Source organism: Amphibacillus marinus, assembly GCF_900110345.1.
Lineage (GTDB): Bacteria > Bacillota > Bacilli > Bacillales > Amphibacillaceae > Amphibacillus_D > Amphibacillus_D marinus.
Genome location: NZ_FODJ01000001.1, coordinates 82,544 through 99,665, shown reverse-complemented (window position 1 = coordinate 99,665; position 17,122 = coordinate 82,544). Strand labels below are relative to the sequence as shown.

The 17,122-nt window shown below is 38.0% G+C and carries 24 protein-coding genes and 1 other RNA gene; 4 read left to right on the top strand and 21 right to left on the bottom strand.

All coding sequences use genetic code 11. The features are described 5' to 3' along the window. Nucleotides 1-386 precede the first annotated feature (386 nt). Nucleotides 387-668, top strand: a complete 282-nt coding sequence (locus BM000_RS00565; protein WP_091493551.1) for an acylphosphatase — start codon at nt 387-389, stop codon at nt 666-668. A 47-nt stretch (nt 669-715) separates the two neighbouring features. On the opposite strand, the gene BM000_RS00560 is transcribed toward BM000_RS00565, so the two are convergent. The 11 genes from BM000_RS00560 to BM000_RS00510 all read right to left on the bottom strand — a co-directional run bounded on the left by BM000_RS00560 (nt 716) and on the right by BM000_RS00510 (nt 7,846). Beyond that, complete coding sequence (locus tag BM000_RS00560) at nt 716-955, bottom strand: ferredoxin family protein (protein WP_091493549.1); 240 nt, start codon at nt 953-955, stop codon at nt 716-718. 32 nt (nt 956-987) lie between these two features. Next, nucleotides 988-1,533, bottom strand: a complete 546-nt coding sequence (locus tag BM000_RS00555; protein ID WP_091493546.1) for a histidine phosphatase family protein — start codon at nt 1,531-1,533, stop codon at nt 988-990. 80 nt (nt 1,534-1,613) lie between these two features. Next, nucleotides 1,614-1,814, bottom strand: coding sequence for a DUF6501 family protein (locus BM000_RS00550; RefSeq protein WP_091493544.1), 201 nt, complete (start codon nt 1,812-1,814; stop codon nt 1,614-1,616). A gap of 122 nt (nt 1,815-1,936) precedes the next feature. Continuing rightward, nucleotides 1,937-2,899, bottom strand: coding sequence for a peptide-methionine (S)-S-oxide reductase MsrA (gene msrA / locus BM000_RS00545; protein ID WP_091493541.1), 963 nt, complete (start codon nt 2,897-2,899; stop codon nt 1,937-1,939). Between the two features lie 55 nt (nt 2,900-2,954). Next, the gene (gene vrrA, locus BM000_RS00540; protein WP_091493538.1) at nt 2,955-3,524 is read right to left on the bottom strand and encodes a VrrA/YqfQ family protein; all 570 of its coding nucleotides are present in this window, start codon (nt 3,522-3,524) and stop codon (nt 2,955-2,957) included. Between the two features lie 183 nt (nt 3,525-3,707). Next, complete coding sequence (locus BM000_RS00535; protein ID WP_091493536.1) at nt 3,708-4,388, bottom strand: PspA/IM30 family protein; 681 nt, start codon at nt 4,386-4,388, stop codon at nt 3,708-3,710. A gap of 35 nt (nt 4,389-4,423) precedes the next feature. Continuing rightward, nucleotides 4,424-5,524, bottom strand: a complete 1,101-nt coding sequence (locus tag BM000_RS00530) for a hypothetical protein (protein ID WP_218144072.1) — start codon at nt 5,522-5,524, stop codon at nt 4,424-4,426. Between the two features lie 243 nt (nt 5,525-5,767). Next, nucleotides 5,768-6,016, bottom strand: coding sequence for a DUF2584 family protein (locus BM000_RS00525; protein WP_091493533.1), 249 nt, complete (start codon nt 6,014-6,016; stop codon nt 5,768-5,770). Nucleotides 6,017-6,159: 143 nt separating this feature from the next. After that, the gene (locus tag BM000_RS00520) at nt 6,160-6,375 is read right to left on the bottom strand and encodes a YozE family protein (RefSeq protein WP_091493530.1); all 216 of its coding nucleotides are present in this window, start codon (nt 6,373-6,375) and stop codon (nt 6,160-6,162) included. Nucleotides 6,376-6,386: 11 nt separating this feature from the next. Beyond that, nucleotides 6,387-6,875 (bottom strand): dihydrofolate reductase, encoded by a 489-nt coding sequence (locus BM000_RS00515; protein WP_091493527.1) that lies wholly within the window; start codon nt 6,873-6,875, stop codon nt 6,387-6,389. An 11-nt stretch (nt 6,876-6,886) separates the two neighbouring features. Continuing rightward, entirely contained in the window at nt 6,887-7,846 is a 960-nt protein-coding gene (locus BM000_RS00510; RefSeq protein WP_091493525.1) for a thymidylate synthase, read from the bottom strand. Nucleotides 7,847-7,981: 135 nt separating this feature from the next. Between BM000_RS00510 and BM000_RS00505 the strand changes: the two genes are divergently transcribed. Further along, entirely contained in the window at nt 7,982-9,001 is a 1,020-nt protein-coding gene (locus BM000_RS00505; RefSeq protein ID WP_091493523.1) for an NlpC/P60 family protein, read from the top strand. Here the strand turns inward: BM000_RS00505 and BM000_RS00500 are convergent. Continuing rightward, nucleotides 8,998-9,600: an HD domain-containing protein gene (locus BM000_RS00500; RefSeq protein ID WP_091493521.1), complete on the bottom strand. Its 603-nt coding sequence runs from the start codon at nt 9,598-9,600 to the stop codon at nt 8,998-9,000. The two genes, BM000_RS00505 and BM000_RS00500, sit on opposite strands and share 4 nt — an antisense overlap. Before the next feature lie 303 nt (nt 9,601-9,903). On the opposite strand from BM000_RS00500, the gene BM000_RS00495 reads away from it, so the two are divergent. After that, the gene (locus tag BM000_RS00495; protein WP_091493518.1) at nt 9,904-10,323 is read left to right on the top strand and encodes a ribonuclease HI family protein; all 420 of its coding nucleotides are present in this window, start codon (nt 9,904-9,906) and stop codon (nt 10,321-10,323) included. On the opposite strand, the gene BM000_RS00490 is transcribed toward BM000_RS00495, so the two are convergent. From BM000_RS00490 to BM000_RS16700, 9 genes are all read right to left on the bottom strand, one after another. After that, nucleotides 10,301-10,570, bottom strand: a complete 270-nt coding sequence (locus BM000_RS00490) for a DUF6123 family protein (RefSeq protein ID WP_091493516.1) — start codon at nt 10,568-10,570, stop codon at nt 10,301-10,303. The genes BM000_RS00495 and BM000_RS00490 overlap by 23 nt on opposite strands. Nucleotides 10,571-10,773: 203 nt before the next feature. Next, entirely contained in the window at nt 10,774-12,231 is a 1,458-nt protein-coding gene (locus BM000_RS00485; RefSeq protein WP_091494986.1) for a carboxypeptidase M32, read from the bottom strand. A gap of 44 nt (nt 12,232-12,275) precedes the next feature. Then, entirely contained in the window at nt 12,276-13,412 is a 1,137-nt protein-coding gene (locus BM000_RS00480) for a THUMP domain-containing class I SAM-dependent RNA methyltransferase (protein ID WP_091493513.1), read from the bottom strand. A gap of 129 nt (nt 13,413-13,541) precedes the next feature. Beyond that, an RNA gene (gene rnpB / locus BM000_RS00475) (RNase P RNA component class B) lies at nt 13,542-13,926 on the bottom strand. An 81-nt stretch (nt 13,927-14,007) separates the two neighbouring features. Next, nucleotides 14,008-14,310: a cell division regulator GpsB gene (gene gpsB / locus BM000_RS00470; protein ID WP_091493510.1), complete on the bottom strand. Its 303-nt coding sequence runs from the start codon at nt 14,308-14,310 to the stop codon at nt 14,008-14,010. A 97-nt stretch (nt 14,311-14,407) separates the two neighbouring features. After that, a complete protein-coding gene (locus BM000_RS00465) occupies nt 14,408-14,962 on the bottom strand; it encodes an SLOG family protein (RefSeq protein WP_091493508.1) in 555 nt (184 codons plus the stop codon). Nucleotides 14,963-15,033: 71 nt separating this feature from the next. Beyond that, nucleotides 15,034-15,348, bottom strand: coding sequence for a CotD family spore coat protein (locus BM000_RS00460; RefSeq protein ID WP_091493505.1), 315 nt, complete (start codon nt 15,346-15,348; stop codon nt 15,034-15,036). A 227-nt stretch (nt 15,349-15,575) separates the two neighbouring features. Then, a complete protein-coding gene (locus BM000_RS00455; protein WP_091493502.1) occupies nt 15,576-15,929 on the bottom strand; it encodes a DUF1798 family protein in 354 nt (117 codons plus the stop codon). 117 nt (nt 15,930-16,046) lie between these two features. Beyond that, complete coding sequence (locus BM000_RS16700; protein WP_177178154.1) at nt 16,047-16,220, bottom strand: hypothetical protein; 174 nt, start codon at nt 16,218-16,220, stop codon at nt 16,047-16,049. Nucleotides 16,221-16,518: 298 nt separating this feature from the next. On the opposite strand from BM000_RS16700, the gene recU reads away from it, so the two are divergent. Beyond that, nucleotides 16,519-17,112, top strand: coding sequence for a Holliday junction resolvase RecU (gene recU, locus BM000_RS00450; protein ID WP_091493500.1), 594 nt, complete (start codon nt 16,519-16,521; stop codon nt 17,110-17,112). The last annotated feature ends 10 nt before the right edge of the window (nt 17,113-17,122 follow it).

The window sequence follows — 17,122 nt, the reverse complement described above, 5'->3', positions numbered from 1 at the left end:
TACACTCACCTCTAAAAATACAGTCTATTAGTTATTATGAACGAATTACTTAAAAAAGCAGTGATAAAAGTCACACTTTTACATACTTTTCGTTATGGAATATATCTTATTAACGCTAAGGGATGCGCCGCTACAATAGCGATAGTATTTCTGGCTAAGAAGTTAGCTTTTCAACAAGAAATTACTTTACTTATAATTTTTAAGATTTAGTATGATTTAATTGTTAAATTTAGCATAGTATTTGCAGACTTCATCGTTTTTTTAAAAAAATAGATTTACATTAGTCTAAAGAAAAGTTTTTCAGAAGGCTATGCTTATCAAGTGTTTAAGGTAAAATAAACGGGGGTATCGTTTATAGATGATTTAATTAACTAAGGAGTGAACAAATGGCTAAAGTGCGAGCGCATTTAGTAGTTACGGGCCGTGTCCAAGGGGTAGGCTTTCGTTATACAACACAAGATACAGCCAATCGACTAGGAATCAAGGGGTGGGTAAAGAATCTGGCGAACGGTGATGTGCAGATTGAGGCAGAGGGTGAAGTCAAGATGGTTTATCAATTTATTGATTTAATTAAAGCAGGACCAAGTCGGCCAGCAAATGTTGAACATGTTGATCTCTCAATTACTGAAGAATTAAGCCACTACAAAAAGTTTGATATTCATTACTAAGCAACTAAAAAACGTCTATGAACTGCTCATAGACGTTTTTTTAACCTTTACTTCTCTTCAAAGAAGCGACGATTTAAGGAAATATATTCTTGTTCACCTTCTGGGACTTCATCCTCCATGAAGATGGCTTCAACTGGACAGACAGCTTCACAAGCACCGCAGTCAATACAAATATCAGGATCAATGTAAAACATCTCGTCCCCTTCTTCGATACAATCAACGGGACAGACTTCTTCGCACTCTCCTGCCTTTTCACCAATACAACCTGATGTAATAACAAATGCCATTGTACTAACCTCCTATTTAAATTCTAATGCCCCTACCAAATATGCTGGAGCTGATAAAAATCTTTCTCATGCTCAATTACAAAGATATCCGGATTTTTTAACAAACGCCATTGTGAAAAACCATACCCTTCTTCAAACTGCGATAAGAGTAAGGTTAACAAGTTACCATGAGTCACAATTGCAATTTGTTCATGCTCTGGATCTTCCATCGCTTCTTTAATAACATCTAAGCCTCTTTTTAGGGCATCGTTTGAAGACTCACCACCAGGTAATCGATAATCTTTGTCTTGAAACGAGGCTTCAACAACTTCAATCCAGTCATCAACAGGCTGACTACTTAAGATCCTCTCCTGCAAACGAACGTCCTTTTCAATTTTTAGATTAAATTGTCTCGCATATGGTTTAATGGTTTCAATTGCTCTCATATATGGACTAGAGATAATTCGATCAAAACGAAGCTCTTGATTTGCAAAAAACTCAGCAATTCTTCTTGCTTGATTAACCCCATTATTTGTTAGCGGTGAATCTCTATGCTGACCTTCTGCTTGACAATGTCTAATTAGAACAAGTTTTTTCATGGGATCATCTCCTAAGTGAATGGGTTTGTGTTATTATCACTATTGCCCGTTATGCACAATTAAAAACATTATACGAATAATTATTCAGTAAAGTAATCTTTTTTAAAGCCACCAATCCGATTAGTATTATCTATAATAAAGTAAAACTCATCAGTTTCATTCTTAACTTCATATCGTTTACCTGGCGTGAGCACGTTGTTAACGATAAACTTTTTTGCATCTGCATGAACACATTTAATCTCTTTAATTGTTGTTGCTTGTTCCCAGTTCGTATGAATCAAGAGCAATGCTCCTCTCTACTATTCAACTTGCTCTTATATTTTAGCACGTTTCAACAAAAAAAATAACCATAGTTAGCAAAAAATAATGTAAATAACAATAAAAAACCAATTGTTAGGTTTAGTTATTCAAATAAACTCAGGTATTGACCATACCCCTCTTGCACCAATTGCTCTTTAGGAACAAATCGTAGTGCAGCTGAGTTAATACAATAACGTGAGCCACCACTTTCAGCTGGACCATCATCAAACACGTGGCCAAGATGACTATCAGCTGTTTTACTACGCACTTCAATACGCCTCATTCCATGTGACGTATCCAACTGTTCGTCAATTTCATGGCGACTAATTGGTTTGGTAAAGCTTGGCCAACCACAGCCTGCGTCATATTTATCAGTTGAAGAGAATAAGGGCTCACCACTGACAACATCAACATAGATACCATCTTGCTCTTCATTATAGTATAAGTTTTCAAAGGGGCGCTCAGTGCCATTTTCTTGCGTCACATGGTATTGAATTGGGGTTAGTTTGGCTTTCAATTCTTCAGGTGTATGCTTAACCTTCCAATTATCTTGGATAAAGCTTTCTCTTCCTGAGCCTTTTTTATAAAGACGATAATGAAAGCTGTTTTTCTTATAATAATCTTGATGTTTTTCTTCAGCAGGGTAAAAAGGCTTGGCTGGTAATATTTCTGTTGCAATTGGTTTAGAAAATCTACCGGATTGTGCTAGATTTTCTTTCGCTTGCTCTGCCATTTGCTGCTGTTGTTCATTATGATAAAAAATTGCCGTCTGGTAGGATTCTCCCCGATCATTAAATTGGCCCCCTGAATCAGTCGGATCAATTTGTTGCCAAAATAGCTGTAACAATTTTTCATATGAGAACACATTTGGATCAAACGTAATTTGAACAGCTTCCAAGTGTCCGGTTGTATTAGAGCAGACCTCTTCATAGGTCGGGTTCTTCTTATGACCACCTGTATAACCTGAAATGACTGAATGTATGCCAGGCTGCTGGTCAAACGGTTCTACCATACACCAAAAACATCCACCAGCAAATGTTGCTAAGGCTTGATTTGTTTGTACCATTAAAATCCCCCACTTTCATATTGTATATTTATTTTATCGGGGATTGTCATGATAATCAAATATAGAGAACTGGACCCCGATATGTTTGCTTAGCTACTTGAGAATCCTCAAGTGTTTCTATTTTATATAAATTGTCCTGTGACGCTTCGATTTTTGTGGGTTCTTCTTCAAATGGTGTTGCATTGTCATCATTGCTATTCGCTTTATTTGTCGTTAGTTGATCGTCATTTTCGTTAAGTGCATTTTCATTTGACGACGCTTGCTCTTCACTTTGTCCTTCTTGATTTTCTCCATCTGATTCATTAAATGCCTTCATTAAAGCCATCATGCTTGGTAAGTTTTTCAAGATTGGACCATATTGTTGAATCATTGGTGTAACGGACTGGGTCATCTTTAAAACGTTTTGCAGTTGACCTAAAGTGTCAGTCAAATTCCCACCAGCAGGAATGAAACGTTGTAAAAGCCCTGTCAGTCCCGTCTTCGGTGCAGCAGCTTGTGTCATCATCGATGGGTTTGCCATTGCCATTGCTCCAGCATATGGAGGAGCAGCACCCATCCATGGGGAAAACCCGCCGGCCTGAGCAAAAGGATATTGACCATAATAAAACGGAGGAGCTTGATTCATATCATACCCTCTTTTCCTTTCTTCTAATACGATAGCTTACGCTGGGCGAACGAAAATGTGCATTCTGCCTAGTAAAAAAGCAAGAACTAAATGTTGAGGTTATTATAGAAAAGCACGATTCAACCTAACTTAACAACTAGGTTGAATCGTGCTAACGCAATTATTAATTGACAACAATCTTTATTATAATCCCATTTCTTCCTTCATACGTTGTAACTCATCTTCAACAGCGGCTGAACCTTGATGAGAAGCATATTTCTCCTCAAGCGTTTTTGCTTCATCTGTTGGCTCTTCATTAAGCTCTGACATGGCGTTTGCCTCGTCAACGCGACGAGCAGCTTTTTCCTCCATACGCTGGAATGAGCTTATTGCCCCTTTAGACTTACCAACCGATTGATTAACCTTATTAAGCTTCTCCTGTGTATCGGCAACAGAAAGCTGTGCTTTAATCATTGAACGACGGCCTTTGAGTTTTTCAATATCAGTAGCTAGCTTATCATGCATTTGACGCATTTTACTAGCATTTTCATGAGCTAAAGCATAAGACTTTGCTAAATTCGTCCCAATATCTTCAAGTTCTTGCTTCTTAGCAAGAAAAACTCTTGCGTCATCATCATTTCCAGAAGTCAGTGCTTTTTTAGCTAACTCACCATATTTAGCTACTTCGCCTTCATTTTCATCAAGCAGACGCTTTGCCTTCGCTTCTTCTGCCATAATACCGGCCGTATTTTTTTTAACCTCAGCTAAATCATTCATCATATTACGTAAATATTGATCAATCATTTTCTCAGGGTTTTCCATACGATCCATTAAGGCATTCACATTAGAGCTAATGATATCTGAAAATCTTTCTAAAACTGACATAATCATTCCTCCTAATAAACTTAATATTATTTTTGTTATTCTTTATTGCTATCATCGTACTTACTTGATAAATCATCGACATTACTTTTGCCAAAAGTAGAGATCGGCTTATTTAACATCTCCTCAGTTTGCTTTGCTTCCTTGTCCTTCTGCTGCTGCTTTTTGCGCCACCAGCTAAATAGGATAACTAGAATTACAACAACCGCAAACACAAGTAAGACAGGGATCCAAGGTGAACGAGTCACCTCCATAATCCGATCAGCTGCTTCTTGGAATGAACGACTAAAATATTCTTCATCTCCAATATCATCATAATAATAACGATCAAGATAATCAAGCAAAATGTTGGCCGCTTCAGTATCAATTACACTTTTAGCTTGCGTACCTGTAACAGCATACATCGCGTAATCCTCTGGGAAGGTTGATCCTCCATCAAAGTAAGGGTCAAAGTAAAGCAATAATAAGTGAGCCTCATCAGTAAAAAGCTCATCATACAATTCATTTGTGTACACTTCAATGTCATTGAAGGTCGGCGTTAGACTACCATCAATTTCATCTGTTATGTAAACATGGGGTTGAACACCAGTCTCGTTATAAAAATGACGCAAGCCGTTTAGCATAACAGTCTCATTAAAGATTAAACCTATCTCATCTGTATAATAGTCTGTTTCATTAACAACCCCTGATGGCAATGGTTCCCGGTCGACTGTCGATGGTGTGATGCTATTACTTCCAAATGAGCCACCGCCGCCAAACATGGACGTAATTGCTGGAACGACAAGGAAGATCATTAGGAATACAATTATTATTGGTAATAGGATGAAGCTTGATCCACAACCAAAGCATCCGCCACCGCCACCATAATAACGACGATGTCCCCATCTTGGTCTACCATAATAAGGTCTGTGGAAAAATCCGCCTGTCCTCGGACGATAGCCACCACCAGTTGATGGTCGGTTAAATCCTGAGCCTGAGCCTGAACTACCACGTTTTTTGCCAGAACCGAATGAGCCACTTCCACCCATTCTTCCAGCACCACCTCGACTTCCGCCGAACGAACCACCTCTTGAGCCACCACCGAAGCTTCCACCACTTCTACCTCCGCTACGGCCACCGCCTCTTCCGCCTCTGCCCATATAGACATCTCTCCTTCTTTTATCTATTTCTAATCTTATCCAAGACAAAAATTAGCATAATGATCGTGACACGTCAATCAACCTTATGGTCTATGATAATAAACTATTCTCTTTTAAGTAAGGAAAAAGGAACTATTTTGTGGGTACTCACTTGAGGAAACAGATGTCTAAAATAAAGTTGCAATATTTCCCGGGCAAGCGCATAAAACTATATAATTAGACACGATCAAATAAAGTCCTGCATTAATTGACACTATAAAGAGAAATTAATTGATACATACATATTGTTTGATTATCACGCCATGTCAACTCTACAATTTTACCAAAACCAATCTGGTCTGAGGATTTATGTCTTGTAATTTCAATTTGTTCCTGGATTGGGTAAAGTCGGTACCCATCAAGTGTGAGCGTAAAACAGTTTTCTCGATTTTCAACGCGTTGCTCAAGCCCTTCTGTCACTAATGTCCATTCTAAAGTTAATGGCGTCGTCATTATACGTATCCTCCTTAATTCTATACCCGTTTTCACGTCTTGTTAATCCTATTATCCTAAAGATAATGAATATTTTAATTATTTAATGGCAGATAAAGTAATCATTTAGCTATTTTCATTGCTGCCTTGTGTGCTCTGTCCTGCTAACGATTTTCCAGATAATCCTGCCAGAGATTATCGTAAACGGTAATAGCGTTGGTGAATGGAATGTTCCATTCAAGATAACGACTAATTTCGTCATAGTTGTGACTATGTTTAGGAAAATCGTGATCATAAAAGATCCAATCAGCTAATTGACGGGCTTCAGTATTTGACTTTGCCCCCCGATAGCGCATCATATATTGGTGAAAAGATTGCATATTAAACTCCTTTACTTAACGCGATCGTATTGAAGAAAGTAATAGTCATAAGGATTGTCTTCGTTTTTTAAGCCTTTTTCTTTTGAAATTAATTTCCAGTTAGTCAAATCATAAGCTGGGAAATAAGTATCGCCCTCAAAGGTATTTTCAATTTGGGTAATATACAAGCGATTTGCATATGGTAAAAAAAGTTCATATATTTCCCCACCCCCAATGATAAACACTTCTTGGTTATCATTTTGCAATAAAGTAAGCAGTGTCTCAAAATCATGAAATACCTTACAATCGTCGATCTGGTAGCTGTGATCACGTGTTAGAATAATATTTTCGCGCTTCGGTAGTGGCTTGCCAAATGTCTCCAAAGTCTTTCTACCCATAACAATCGTCTTTCCTAAGGTCTTTGCTTTAAAATAGCCAAGATCGTTGGGAATATGCCAAGGCATCCAATCGCCCTTCCCAATAAGTCGATTCTGATCATGCGCAGCTATCATTGTTATCATATTATCGCTCCTTATACTGCTATTGGTGCTTTAATAGCAGCGTGTGATTGATAGTTAACGATTTCTAAATCACTCACTTCAAGCTCAAAAATAGATTTGGCTCCCCCGCTAATCTGCAATTGTGGTTGAGCAAATGGCGTCCTGCTTAACTGTGTAGTAATTTGTTCAGTATGGTTTTGATAAATATGTGCATCTCCAAGTGTATGAATAAACTCACCAACAGCTAAGCCAACTTCATGGGCAACTAGATGTGTAAGTAGTGCGTAGCTGGCAATATTAAATGGAACACCCAAAAAGACATCGGCACTACGTTGGTAAAGCTGACAAGACAGCTTACCATCTGCAACATAAAACTGAAACAGTGCATGACAAGGTGGTAACGCCATGTTAGATGGAACATCTTCAGGGTTCCAAGCACTAATAATATGTCTTCTTGAGTCGGGATTATGCTTCAGTGAGTCGATGACATCTTTGAGTTGATCAATTGTCTCACCTTGGGATGTCTGCCAAGCTCGCCATTGTTTCCCGTAGACCGGTCCAAGCTCACCGTACTGCTGAGCAAAGCCATCATCGGTTAGAACGCGTTCCTTAAATGATGCCATCTCTTGCTGGTATTGCTCACGAAAAGAGCTGTCTACTAAACTTCGGTTACCGAAATCCGTCATATCAGGCCCTTGATAATCAGTACTCTCTACCCATCTTTTAAAAGCCCACTCATTCCAAATATTATTATTGTGCTTCAATAAAAATTGAATGTTCGTCTCCCCACGAATAAACCAGATTAACTCTGAAGCAATAAGCCTGAAATTAACCCGTTTTGTTGTTAATAACGGAAAACCATCTGCTAAGTTAAATCGCATTTGTGCACCAAAAATGGAATGTGTACCTGTGCCTGTTCGATCACTTTTCACTTGACCCTGATCTAGTATTGTTTGACATAAATCCAAATATGCCTGTTCATTTTTCACCATTTAGAATTGCCTCCGCTCTTTCATTTATTCTAGTCTATATTACAAAATCATAACAAAACCTTCAAGACACATTTATTGATTAGAGAATGAATACACTTTTAAAAAGTCTAATAATCCGCATAAAGGAGGCGTTAATTGTTGGCTCAAGCTCAGCTTAATCAAATTGTTAAGCAAACAGTCGCTTATAGTTACATGGTAAGCCAACCATTCTCAGTCTATGTAGATGCTTATCCTGTTTTTCAGAACTATTGGTTAATGAATCAGGAGGAGCATGTTTTTGTTTATGGTCAACATAGTACTACTATTCGTATTATACAGCAAAAGCTAAATAACCTGCATTATTATGATGAAACAATTGATGGCGAATTTGGCTTACTTACTGAATATGCCTTAAAGAAATTTCAACGCGAACATTTTATTGAGATAGACGGTACGATTAACACTGAGACCATTCAGGCAATTATGGATGCTGAATATCGGTTTTATCTATCTGAACTTAAAAGCTTTGATCGTAGCTTTCAATTCGGTGAAAAGAATGAAGAGGTTGAAAAACTTCAAAAAGCTCTTTTTTATTTCGGCTTTTATCAAGCTAATATTGATCAAATTTACGGTCCAATAACAGAAGCCGCCCTTCTGGAAGCAAAAGAAGCCTTTAGTCTGCCTATGACAGTTGAGATTACTGAAGCATTTGTCGAAACGATTCAAGCTGAAACAGTTCCGGAGATCGTTGAGCCTAAACAGAAGACCGATAACACAAGTAAGCAGGAAGTAAAACAAATTAAAAAAATACCACAAGACTCCAATCAGATTATTGAAAGTGCAAAGGCTTTACAAGGTATTCCTTATCTCTGGGGCGGCACGTCAACTTCCGGATTTGATTGCAGTGGCTTTTTGCAATATGTTTTTTCGGAAAATTCGATTACAATTCCTCGGACTGTAGCCGATATTTGGAACCAATCGTCACATGTTGATCAAGCTTCATTAGGTGACATCGTTTTTTTTGAAACATATAAAAAAGGACCCTCACATGCCGGTATTTATTTAGGAAATGATCAATTTATTCATGCCAGTGCTTCTAATGGTGTAACCATTTCTAATCTCACTGAATCCTATTGGCAGCAACGTTATTTAGGCAGTAGAAGGATAAGCAATTAGTTGCCCATCCCTTCACGCCACTCAACCATAAATTGATGATAAAAGTGCATCATGAACTGATGCCGATCTTTAGCCATTTTCTTTGCCGCCTGTGTGTGCAAGCGAGCTTCTAGCTTAAATAATTTCTCGGTAAAGTGAGCAAGAGTAGAAGAGTGCTCACTATCATAAAGAGGCTGATGCTTTGAAGTGCCATAGCTGATAGCCCTGGCAACACCTATTGCTCCAATCGCATCAAGCCTGTCTGCGTCCTGAACAATTTGGGCAAACTCTGTTTCTGGTGTTTTACCTTTCCGGAATGAAACAGTATCTATTGCTGATATAATCTGATTAATTTGTATTGCTGAGAAACGAAGCTGTTCGAGTAGCTTCTTTAAATCTTGCTTGGCTAATTCAGGATCTTCAACGAGCTTTAAATCAATAAGATCATGAACCCAGCCGCATACCTCACTGATAAACGGGTCACTACCTTCCGCTTCAGCAATTATTCTGGCATAATTGGCAACTCTATTCATATGGTTACAATCATGACCAGAGTTATCATTATTAAAAAAATTAATAACATATGATTTAATCTCACGTAATTGTGCTTCTTGACGCATGAGTAAGTCAACCTTTCGTATAGAATAAAAACTTGACGCACATAGCAAACTAAGCTATCATTTTACACGTGTATAGAAGACAAATTTAATTGCTTGGTAATGGCCTTAAGTGATGTGTGCAGGGATGTCCCTCTCACGTTAACTGGGCTATTTTTTTCATGGTCAATCTTGTTTGCCTTCAGATTCATGCTTATTGTGAAAGTATTCTGTCTGTGTAAAACGGTTATCTCACTGTTTTTTAACTGGATGAATAGTAATATGTATCCAAGCGATTGGGCTCTTATAAGGGAAGGTGTGTTAGTGATGCTAACAGTTTATATTGATGGTGCTTCTGCAGGTAATCCTGGACCCAGTAGTACCAGTTTTATTATTCAGAATAAACAAGAGAAAATCCAGGGTTTTTCTTTTATCGGACAATCAACAAATCACGAAGCTGAATTGCAAGCACTTATTAATGCGCTTCTTTACTGTGAAGCAAACTTTCCTGATCAAATTCTATCAATTCGATCCGACTCCATGCTTGTTGTCGATATGGTTGAAAAGGGCTATACAAAGAACAAAACCTTTAAACCATTACTTGATCAAGCATTAAGTATAATAGCGGGCTTTCCTCATTGCTTTATTAAGTGGATTCCTGATCAACAAAATAAACCCGCTGATCAGCTTGCAAGACATGCCCTTCAAACAAAGAAAAGCGCAATTATTGGAGACCCTTCTTCTTGAATAGAGCAATAGCATCCTGCCTCGTTCCAATATTGTGTTCTTTTAACAACTCTAACAAGCTAATATAAAAAGATCCATCAAATTGGTACTGTAAGCGCAGTGTCGTCTTAATAGCTACCCTCGCTAAATCATCATTTGCTCCAGTATATTGCTTGCCAAAATAAATGAACCGAACCTGCTCATCTGACAGCTTAAAGCCCTTCACCCAAAGTTGTTCAAGGTAGTCAGCTAAGGTAAGATGACCCAATTCAATCCCCTCTTCCCTTACTTTATAAATCAATTACGTTTACTAGTATACAATAATCAGTGCGAAATAGGAAGAGATATCGAACAATTGTTCTGTCTATAAGTGTGACATAATCTAATTAGTTATCATTAGACGCATTTAAATAAGCAGGCATCCAATTACTATACCAGTAGATTGAATGCCTGCTTATTTGAACATTATGATTATAATTGATAAATTTCTTGATACTTCTTAGTTAAGTACGCAATGAGATGGTCGGGATTTAATCCCTCACCTGTTACATCTTTAATTATTTCAAGTGGTTTTTTCATCTTACCATGACGATGGACATGCTCGGTGAGCCATGCTTTGATTGGTTCAAAATCACCAGATTGAATAATACCATCAACATCTATCGCCTCAGTTAGCTTCGCATTTAGCTGTGCTGCGTACATATAGCCTAATGCATAAGTGGGAAAGTAACCAAAATCCCCAGCTGACCAGTGAATGTCCTGTAAAATTCCCTGCTTATTAGAGGTTGGTCGAATCCCTAAATACTCTTCCATTTTATCATTCCACGCTTCTGGCAAGTCTTTGACTGCTAAATCACCATCAATTAATGCTTTTTCAAGTTCGTAGCGGATAATAATATGAAGCGAGTAAGTCAGCTCATCTGCCTCAATTCGAATAAAGCTTGGCTTAACCTCATTTATAGCCTGATAAAAGGTTTCAAAATCAATTGATTGAAAAGCAGCTGGCGCTTTCTCTCTAAATAAATTAAAGTGGTTTTGCCAAAAACCCTTGCTTCTTCCAATGAAATTTTCCCAAAATAATGATTGCGATTCATGAATACCCATTGATGTCCCGCGAGCTAATACGGTCTGAGCTAAGTCTTGGTCAATATTTTGCTCATATAGGGCGTGTCCGCCTTCATGAATAGTTCCGAAGACAGCCATTCTAAAATCGCCTTCATCATAACGTGTCGTTACACGGACATCATTTGGGTTAATCCCAATTGCAAAGGGATGAATGGTTTCATCAAGACGACCAGCGTCAAAATCGTAGCCCATCTTATCTAATATTGCTAAACTAAATGCTTCTTGACTCTGTTTGGGAAAATGATGAAGCAGGGATTCGACATCAATCTCAACTTCAGAATTAGCAATTTGAGAAACAAGCTCCGTTAGGGCTTTCTTAACCTTAGCAAATACCTGATCAAGAACTTCTGTAGTTAAACCAGACTCATACTGATCGAGCAATCCATCATACTTCTGCTCTTTATAACCCCAATAGGTTGCAAATTTCTTATTAAAGTCCACGATTTCTTCTAAATAGGGTTGCAGGAGGGCGAAATCATCCTCCTCTCTTGCTTGCTGCCAAACGGTTTCTGACTTTGAACAAAGGGTAACAAATGCTTTATATTCTTCAACCGGAATTTTACTACTTTTGTTATAAGTATCTTCACATTCCTCAACAGCTTTAATTAAAATTGGATCAGCTGTCTTTCCTTTTAATTGATCAATACAATGCTTCATCTGGTCAGATGTTTGTAGCTGGTGGATTCTCTCTGATAACAAACCAATGACATCCGATCGTTGCTCCATAGCTTTTTTAGGGATTTTAGTCCTTAAATCCCAATGAATTAATGATAATGCTTCGGCATAGCCTTTGATTTCCTTCATCAAATCTTTAAACGTTTGTTCAACCTCGTTCACATTAACGCCTCCTAGCTATTATTTTTCTTACCAAAGTATTGATAATAGTCCACCTTAATAAACCCATTAAATAACTTGCGTTTTTTAGTCGCACTTTGACCAAACAGTTTTTCAAACTGTTCATTTGAGGTCAACACATAGCTACTCCAGCTATTATTTTCAGACATTACTTGGCCAATCTGACGATACATCGCTTCGACCTCTGCTTTATCACTTAAACGCTCACCATAGGGGGGATTGGTGATCAAATAACCATTGTTGCGTTTTGGGTTAAAGTCAGCTGCTTGCATCTGCTTCCAGTTGATCAACTCAGCAAGTCCTGCTTCTACGGCGTTTTGCTTCGCAATTCCAATCATTTTTGGATCAATATCGGTGCCTGTTATGTCAAGGGATTGATTATAGTTTGCTAATTGTTCAGCTTCATCAAAAGCTTGCCCCCATATTTTTGGTGATATAAAAGACCAATCCTCACTTGCAAATTCGCGATTAAAGCCAGGTGCAATATTCTGACCAATCAAAGCAGCTTCAATTAAAATGGTGCCTGAACCACAGAACAAATCAACTAGTGGGAAATCTGGTTTCCAATTTGTTAGCTGGACAAGTGCCGCAGCTAACGTTTCCTTTAGTGGCGCTTCTCCCTGACCTATTCGATAGCCCCGCTTATGTAAGCCTGCGCCAGAGGTATCCAGTGTTAAAGTGACTTTATCTTTCAGAATAGCAACTTCAACACGATGAAGTGCGCCAGTTTCAGGCATCCGAATTGCAACGCCATGCTTTTGCTTTAATCGTTCTACAATGGCTTTCTTAACAATAGCTTGGCAATCAGAGACACTGTACAGCTTTGATTTAACAGACTTTCCGATTACAGGAAATTGACCATCCTCTGGAATAAAATACTCCCAATCTAAAGCTTTCGTACCTTCAAATAACTGATCAAAAGTCTTTGCTTCAAATTCTCCTACAATTAGCTTCACTCGATCAGCAGTCCTAAGCCACAGATTACAACGTGGAATTGCAGACGAATCTGCTTCAAAGATGACTTTCCCGTTTTCTACTTGTACTCCTTCATAGCCAAGCGCTTTAACCTCCTTGGCTACAACTGATTCTAATCCCATCGCAGCAGTTGCCAACAATTTAAATTTACTCATCCTGTCATCCTTTCATCGTTTTTACAATTTTAATAACAACTTGGTATGTATGTTCATTAAAAAAACCTCCTAAGACATAAGTAGCCTCTGGAGGAATTCATTTGCTTAACATAAATAGACCAATGAATGCTTTATAAGCCATGTTCTGTCCTAAAGTACTACAAGCGGTGGTCATCCTCGTACCTTAGTGGTAATCATCTATCTGCTATCATAAAGATAGCCCTTGTTTCGGTTCAGTTCCCTAATCCAAGATGCCCCTACCGTAATTTGGGTTGCTCGCTCGTGGGGTTTACCGCGTTCCACTCAAAATGTTTCCACTTTGACTACGTCACTGTGGCACTTTAAAGGTAATAAGAGCATATCAGTGTTGACTTAGCTCTGTTCCCTGCCGTAAGTTGTCAAGACAACTCCCAAGATTTATGAATTCATCAAGCACGAACACTACAAGCATCGCAGCCTGTGCGAGCATGGACTTTCCTCTACATGCAAATACATGTAGCAATTACCAAAGCATTCATTATGTTATGTTTTACTCGAATAGATATTATACCATAAAAAATGATGTTAAACATCTATCAAAGTTTTCCAGTGACTGTTAGGCGTCCGTGTATTTCTTGCCAAACACTGCTTTTTCCAAATTGGATACACGTTTTAATATATCATAGTTTACCTGATGATTAGATGTTTGTACCCGATGTGGAGTCGGTTCACTGTTACTCTTTAGTCTTTCATTCTCGCGTTTTAGTTGCTCAATTTGCTTGGTTAAGCCTTCATAATCTTGAATAATTTTATCCAGATAGGCATCGACCTCTTCTTGGTTATACCCACGCATTGATGTTTTAAATTGTTTATCTAAAATATCCTTAGGACTCAACTGCGTTTTAAAATTAGTTGACATTTAATTTCACCTCATTATTTAACAACGGTTAATATGTATTTTTTCAAATTTTGCGAGAATTGTCAATCTAAACTCACGCTTATTTTATGGATGGCTACTATTGATTATGCATATCGTTCCACTCTCGAACAATATCCTCCAAATCTAGTGGTGTAATAAAATAGACGGGATGGTTTTGACTTTCCTGATAGCTAGTCACTTCATCAAGGTAGTAACGTACACTTCCTGGATACATATCGTCAACGAGAAGCATGCTACAGTCGCTTTTTTCTATTAACCATTTATTTTTTGCAGTAAATTGCTGTGGACTTTTATAATCACCTTTGTAAAGTGAGGTATAGAAGTCAGCTTGCTCAATACAGGTCTGATACGCTTGCTGATCGGCTTCATTCCAAAGCTTGTCCTGATTCTCAAACGGGGCAATTACTGCTGTTTGAATTGGATAATCTTTGGCTAACTCTCGTGCTACTTGACATGACCACAGTTCCACCCCTAACTGCCCGGAGCACAATAACCATTCCCCTCCCTGTTCAATAAATTGCAGTAACTTTCGTTTTATTGCTAACTTAATAAATTTAATCCGTTCATCATTCGTTGCATTTATATTCATTTCGTAGGATTTATAGCCAGTTACACTAATAACTTTTGTCATAAAAAGCACACCTCCCCTTTAATTTTACAAAAAGAAGAGCTGGGAATCCAGCTCTTCTCTAAACTGATATTCTAACGTTTGCAGCAATGATTGTAACCGGATTGAACACCCTGCACACCATTGTTGTTATAACCAGATTGCGCACCCTGGACGCCGTTATAACCTCCCGGCCAAGTTTGACCTCCGTAAACATTTGTTTGATTTACCGTTTGACCCCAAGAAGTTGATTGTGGGTACCAGTGCGTATTTTGAACAGTATGGTGATCTGTCACCGTTGTATGTGTTGGATGCACATAATTCACTTGGCTTTGACTGCACGTATTTACCTGCTGATGCTTTGTCGGGCAGACAATTGTTTTTGCTGGGCAACATGGATGTCTTCGCATAATAATCCCCTTTCTAGATTTGAATTCATAATAGCTTATGAACAAACGTCCAAGAGGTGGCGGGCAAATGCCCCTGCATTTTCATTTTTTTTATTTTTTTTATTGGCACATAATCAAACCAATTATTATTTTTAAAAATTGAATAACTGCTAATTGCCTCGTTCCAACATCCTCTGCCTGTTTACACCCTAGCATCTCTCGCTGCAACCGCCAATTTAAAGCAAAGCTTATTGCTTAGCAATATCATTCTTAATTAACAAGAAGACATAGTCAATTGCCTGGTGAAGCTCCATGTAACGTTGCAGCTTAACATCGATGTAGAAACTGTGCATAAGAATTAATTCGAAGTTTTCCCGTGTTGATTGAATAAGCTGCGGGTGTACAGATATTTCTCTATTCTTTGCCAAGCGAAGTGCTTCTTCTTCCCAGCATTCAATTTGGTCAAATAAGGGTTCTGTCTTTTTCTTAACAAAATCAAAAAAAACGGGATCCTTTTTTTCTTCTGGCTGTTCACTGGTTAAAAAATGTTGCTTTAATATATCCTTAGCAGCTTCGAGCTGTATTGTTATCTCCATTAACATCTCATCAGTCCTCTTTCTTATCATAACTTTATCATGCCGATCATTTTGCGTAAAGGCAAGTAAAAATTAAAAAGTAGTGATATTTGCTGACTGCGATGGATGCAATAGCACAGTTTATTAATGATGGATAGCACGATTTGTATTCTGATTTACGTTCATGTACTGTCCAGATAAATTGTTTAAGTGATTTCGTTTAATTCTTTCGTGGACCATTTTCAAACGAACAATTTCTAATTCTTCAGCAAGCTGTTCCAGTCTTTCTTGAAAAACCCTTAAGTCTGCATTCTCCATAACAACTGACATCTCCTTTAAGATTCGATTAATTTATTATTTGCTAATCCATTATCATTCTCCTACCTAACTGACAAAACTAGTGACTTAACAACAAAACTAGTGTTTTTCATCTATTAAAATATGTTTTTATCGTCTTCGTTCACTTATAAATTCTGGATTACTTGGCTATAATTATAGGAGAGTACATGCTGTTTTTAGCATAGTCATTTAGCACTTATTCATGGCTAATCTATCTTTTTAGTTCTCAATTCACTCAATTTTCTGGTATGATACATTCAGGCAGGAGGGAATAATCATGAACTACCCAAATGGGAAAAGATCAATTAACAGCTCAAGCTCTGGTAATCATGGCTTACAAAGGAGTTTTAGTAACCGTGGTATGTCACTTGAAGATGATATAAACCAGACGAACGATTACTATCTCGCGCAAAATATTTGTGTAATTCATAAAAAACCAACTCCTGTTCAAATTGTAAAAGTTGACTACCCAAAGCGTAGTGCTGCTGTCATTAAAGAGGGTTATTTCAAGCAAGCATCTACAACGGATTACAATGGTGTTTACCGCGGGCGTTACATTGATTTTGAAGCAAAGGAAACGAGAAACAAATCCTCTTTTCCACTCAATAACTTTCATGAGCATCAAATTAAGCACATGAAGGCTGTTGCTGAACATGATGGTATTACCTTTGTAATCATTCGGTTCCGTGCTCACAATCAAACTTTTTTTCTACCAGCAGTGAAACTTTTTCGTAGCTGGGATAGTCAATATAGTGATGGAGGAAGAAAATCAATTCCTTACAAGCAATTTGTAGCCGAAGGTATTGAAATACCGTCACGTTACCCTGCTCTCCTTGACTATGCGACAGTCATTGAGCAATTGTTTTTCTAGAATGGAGGAA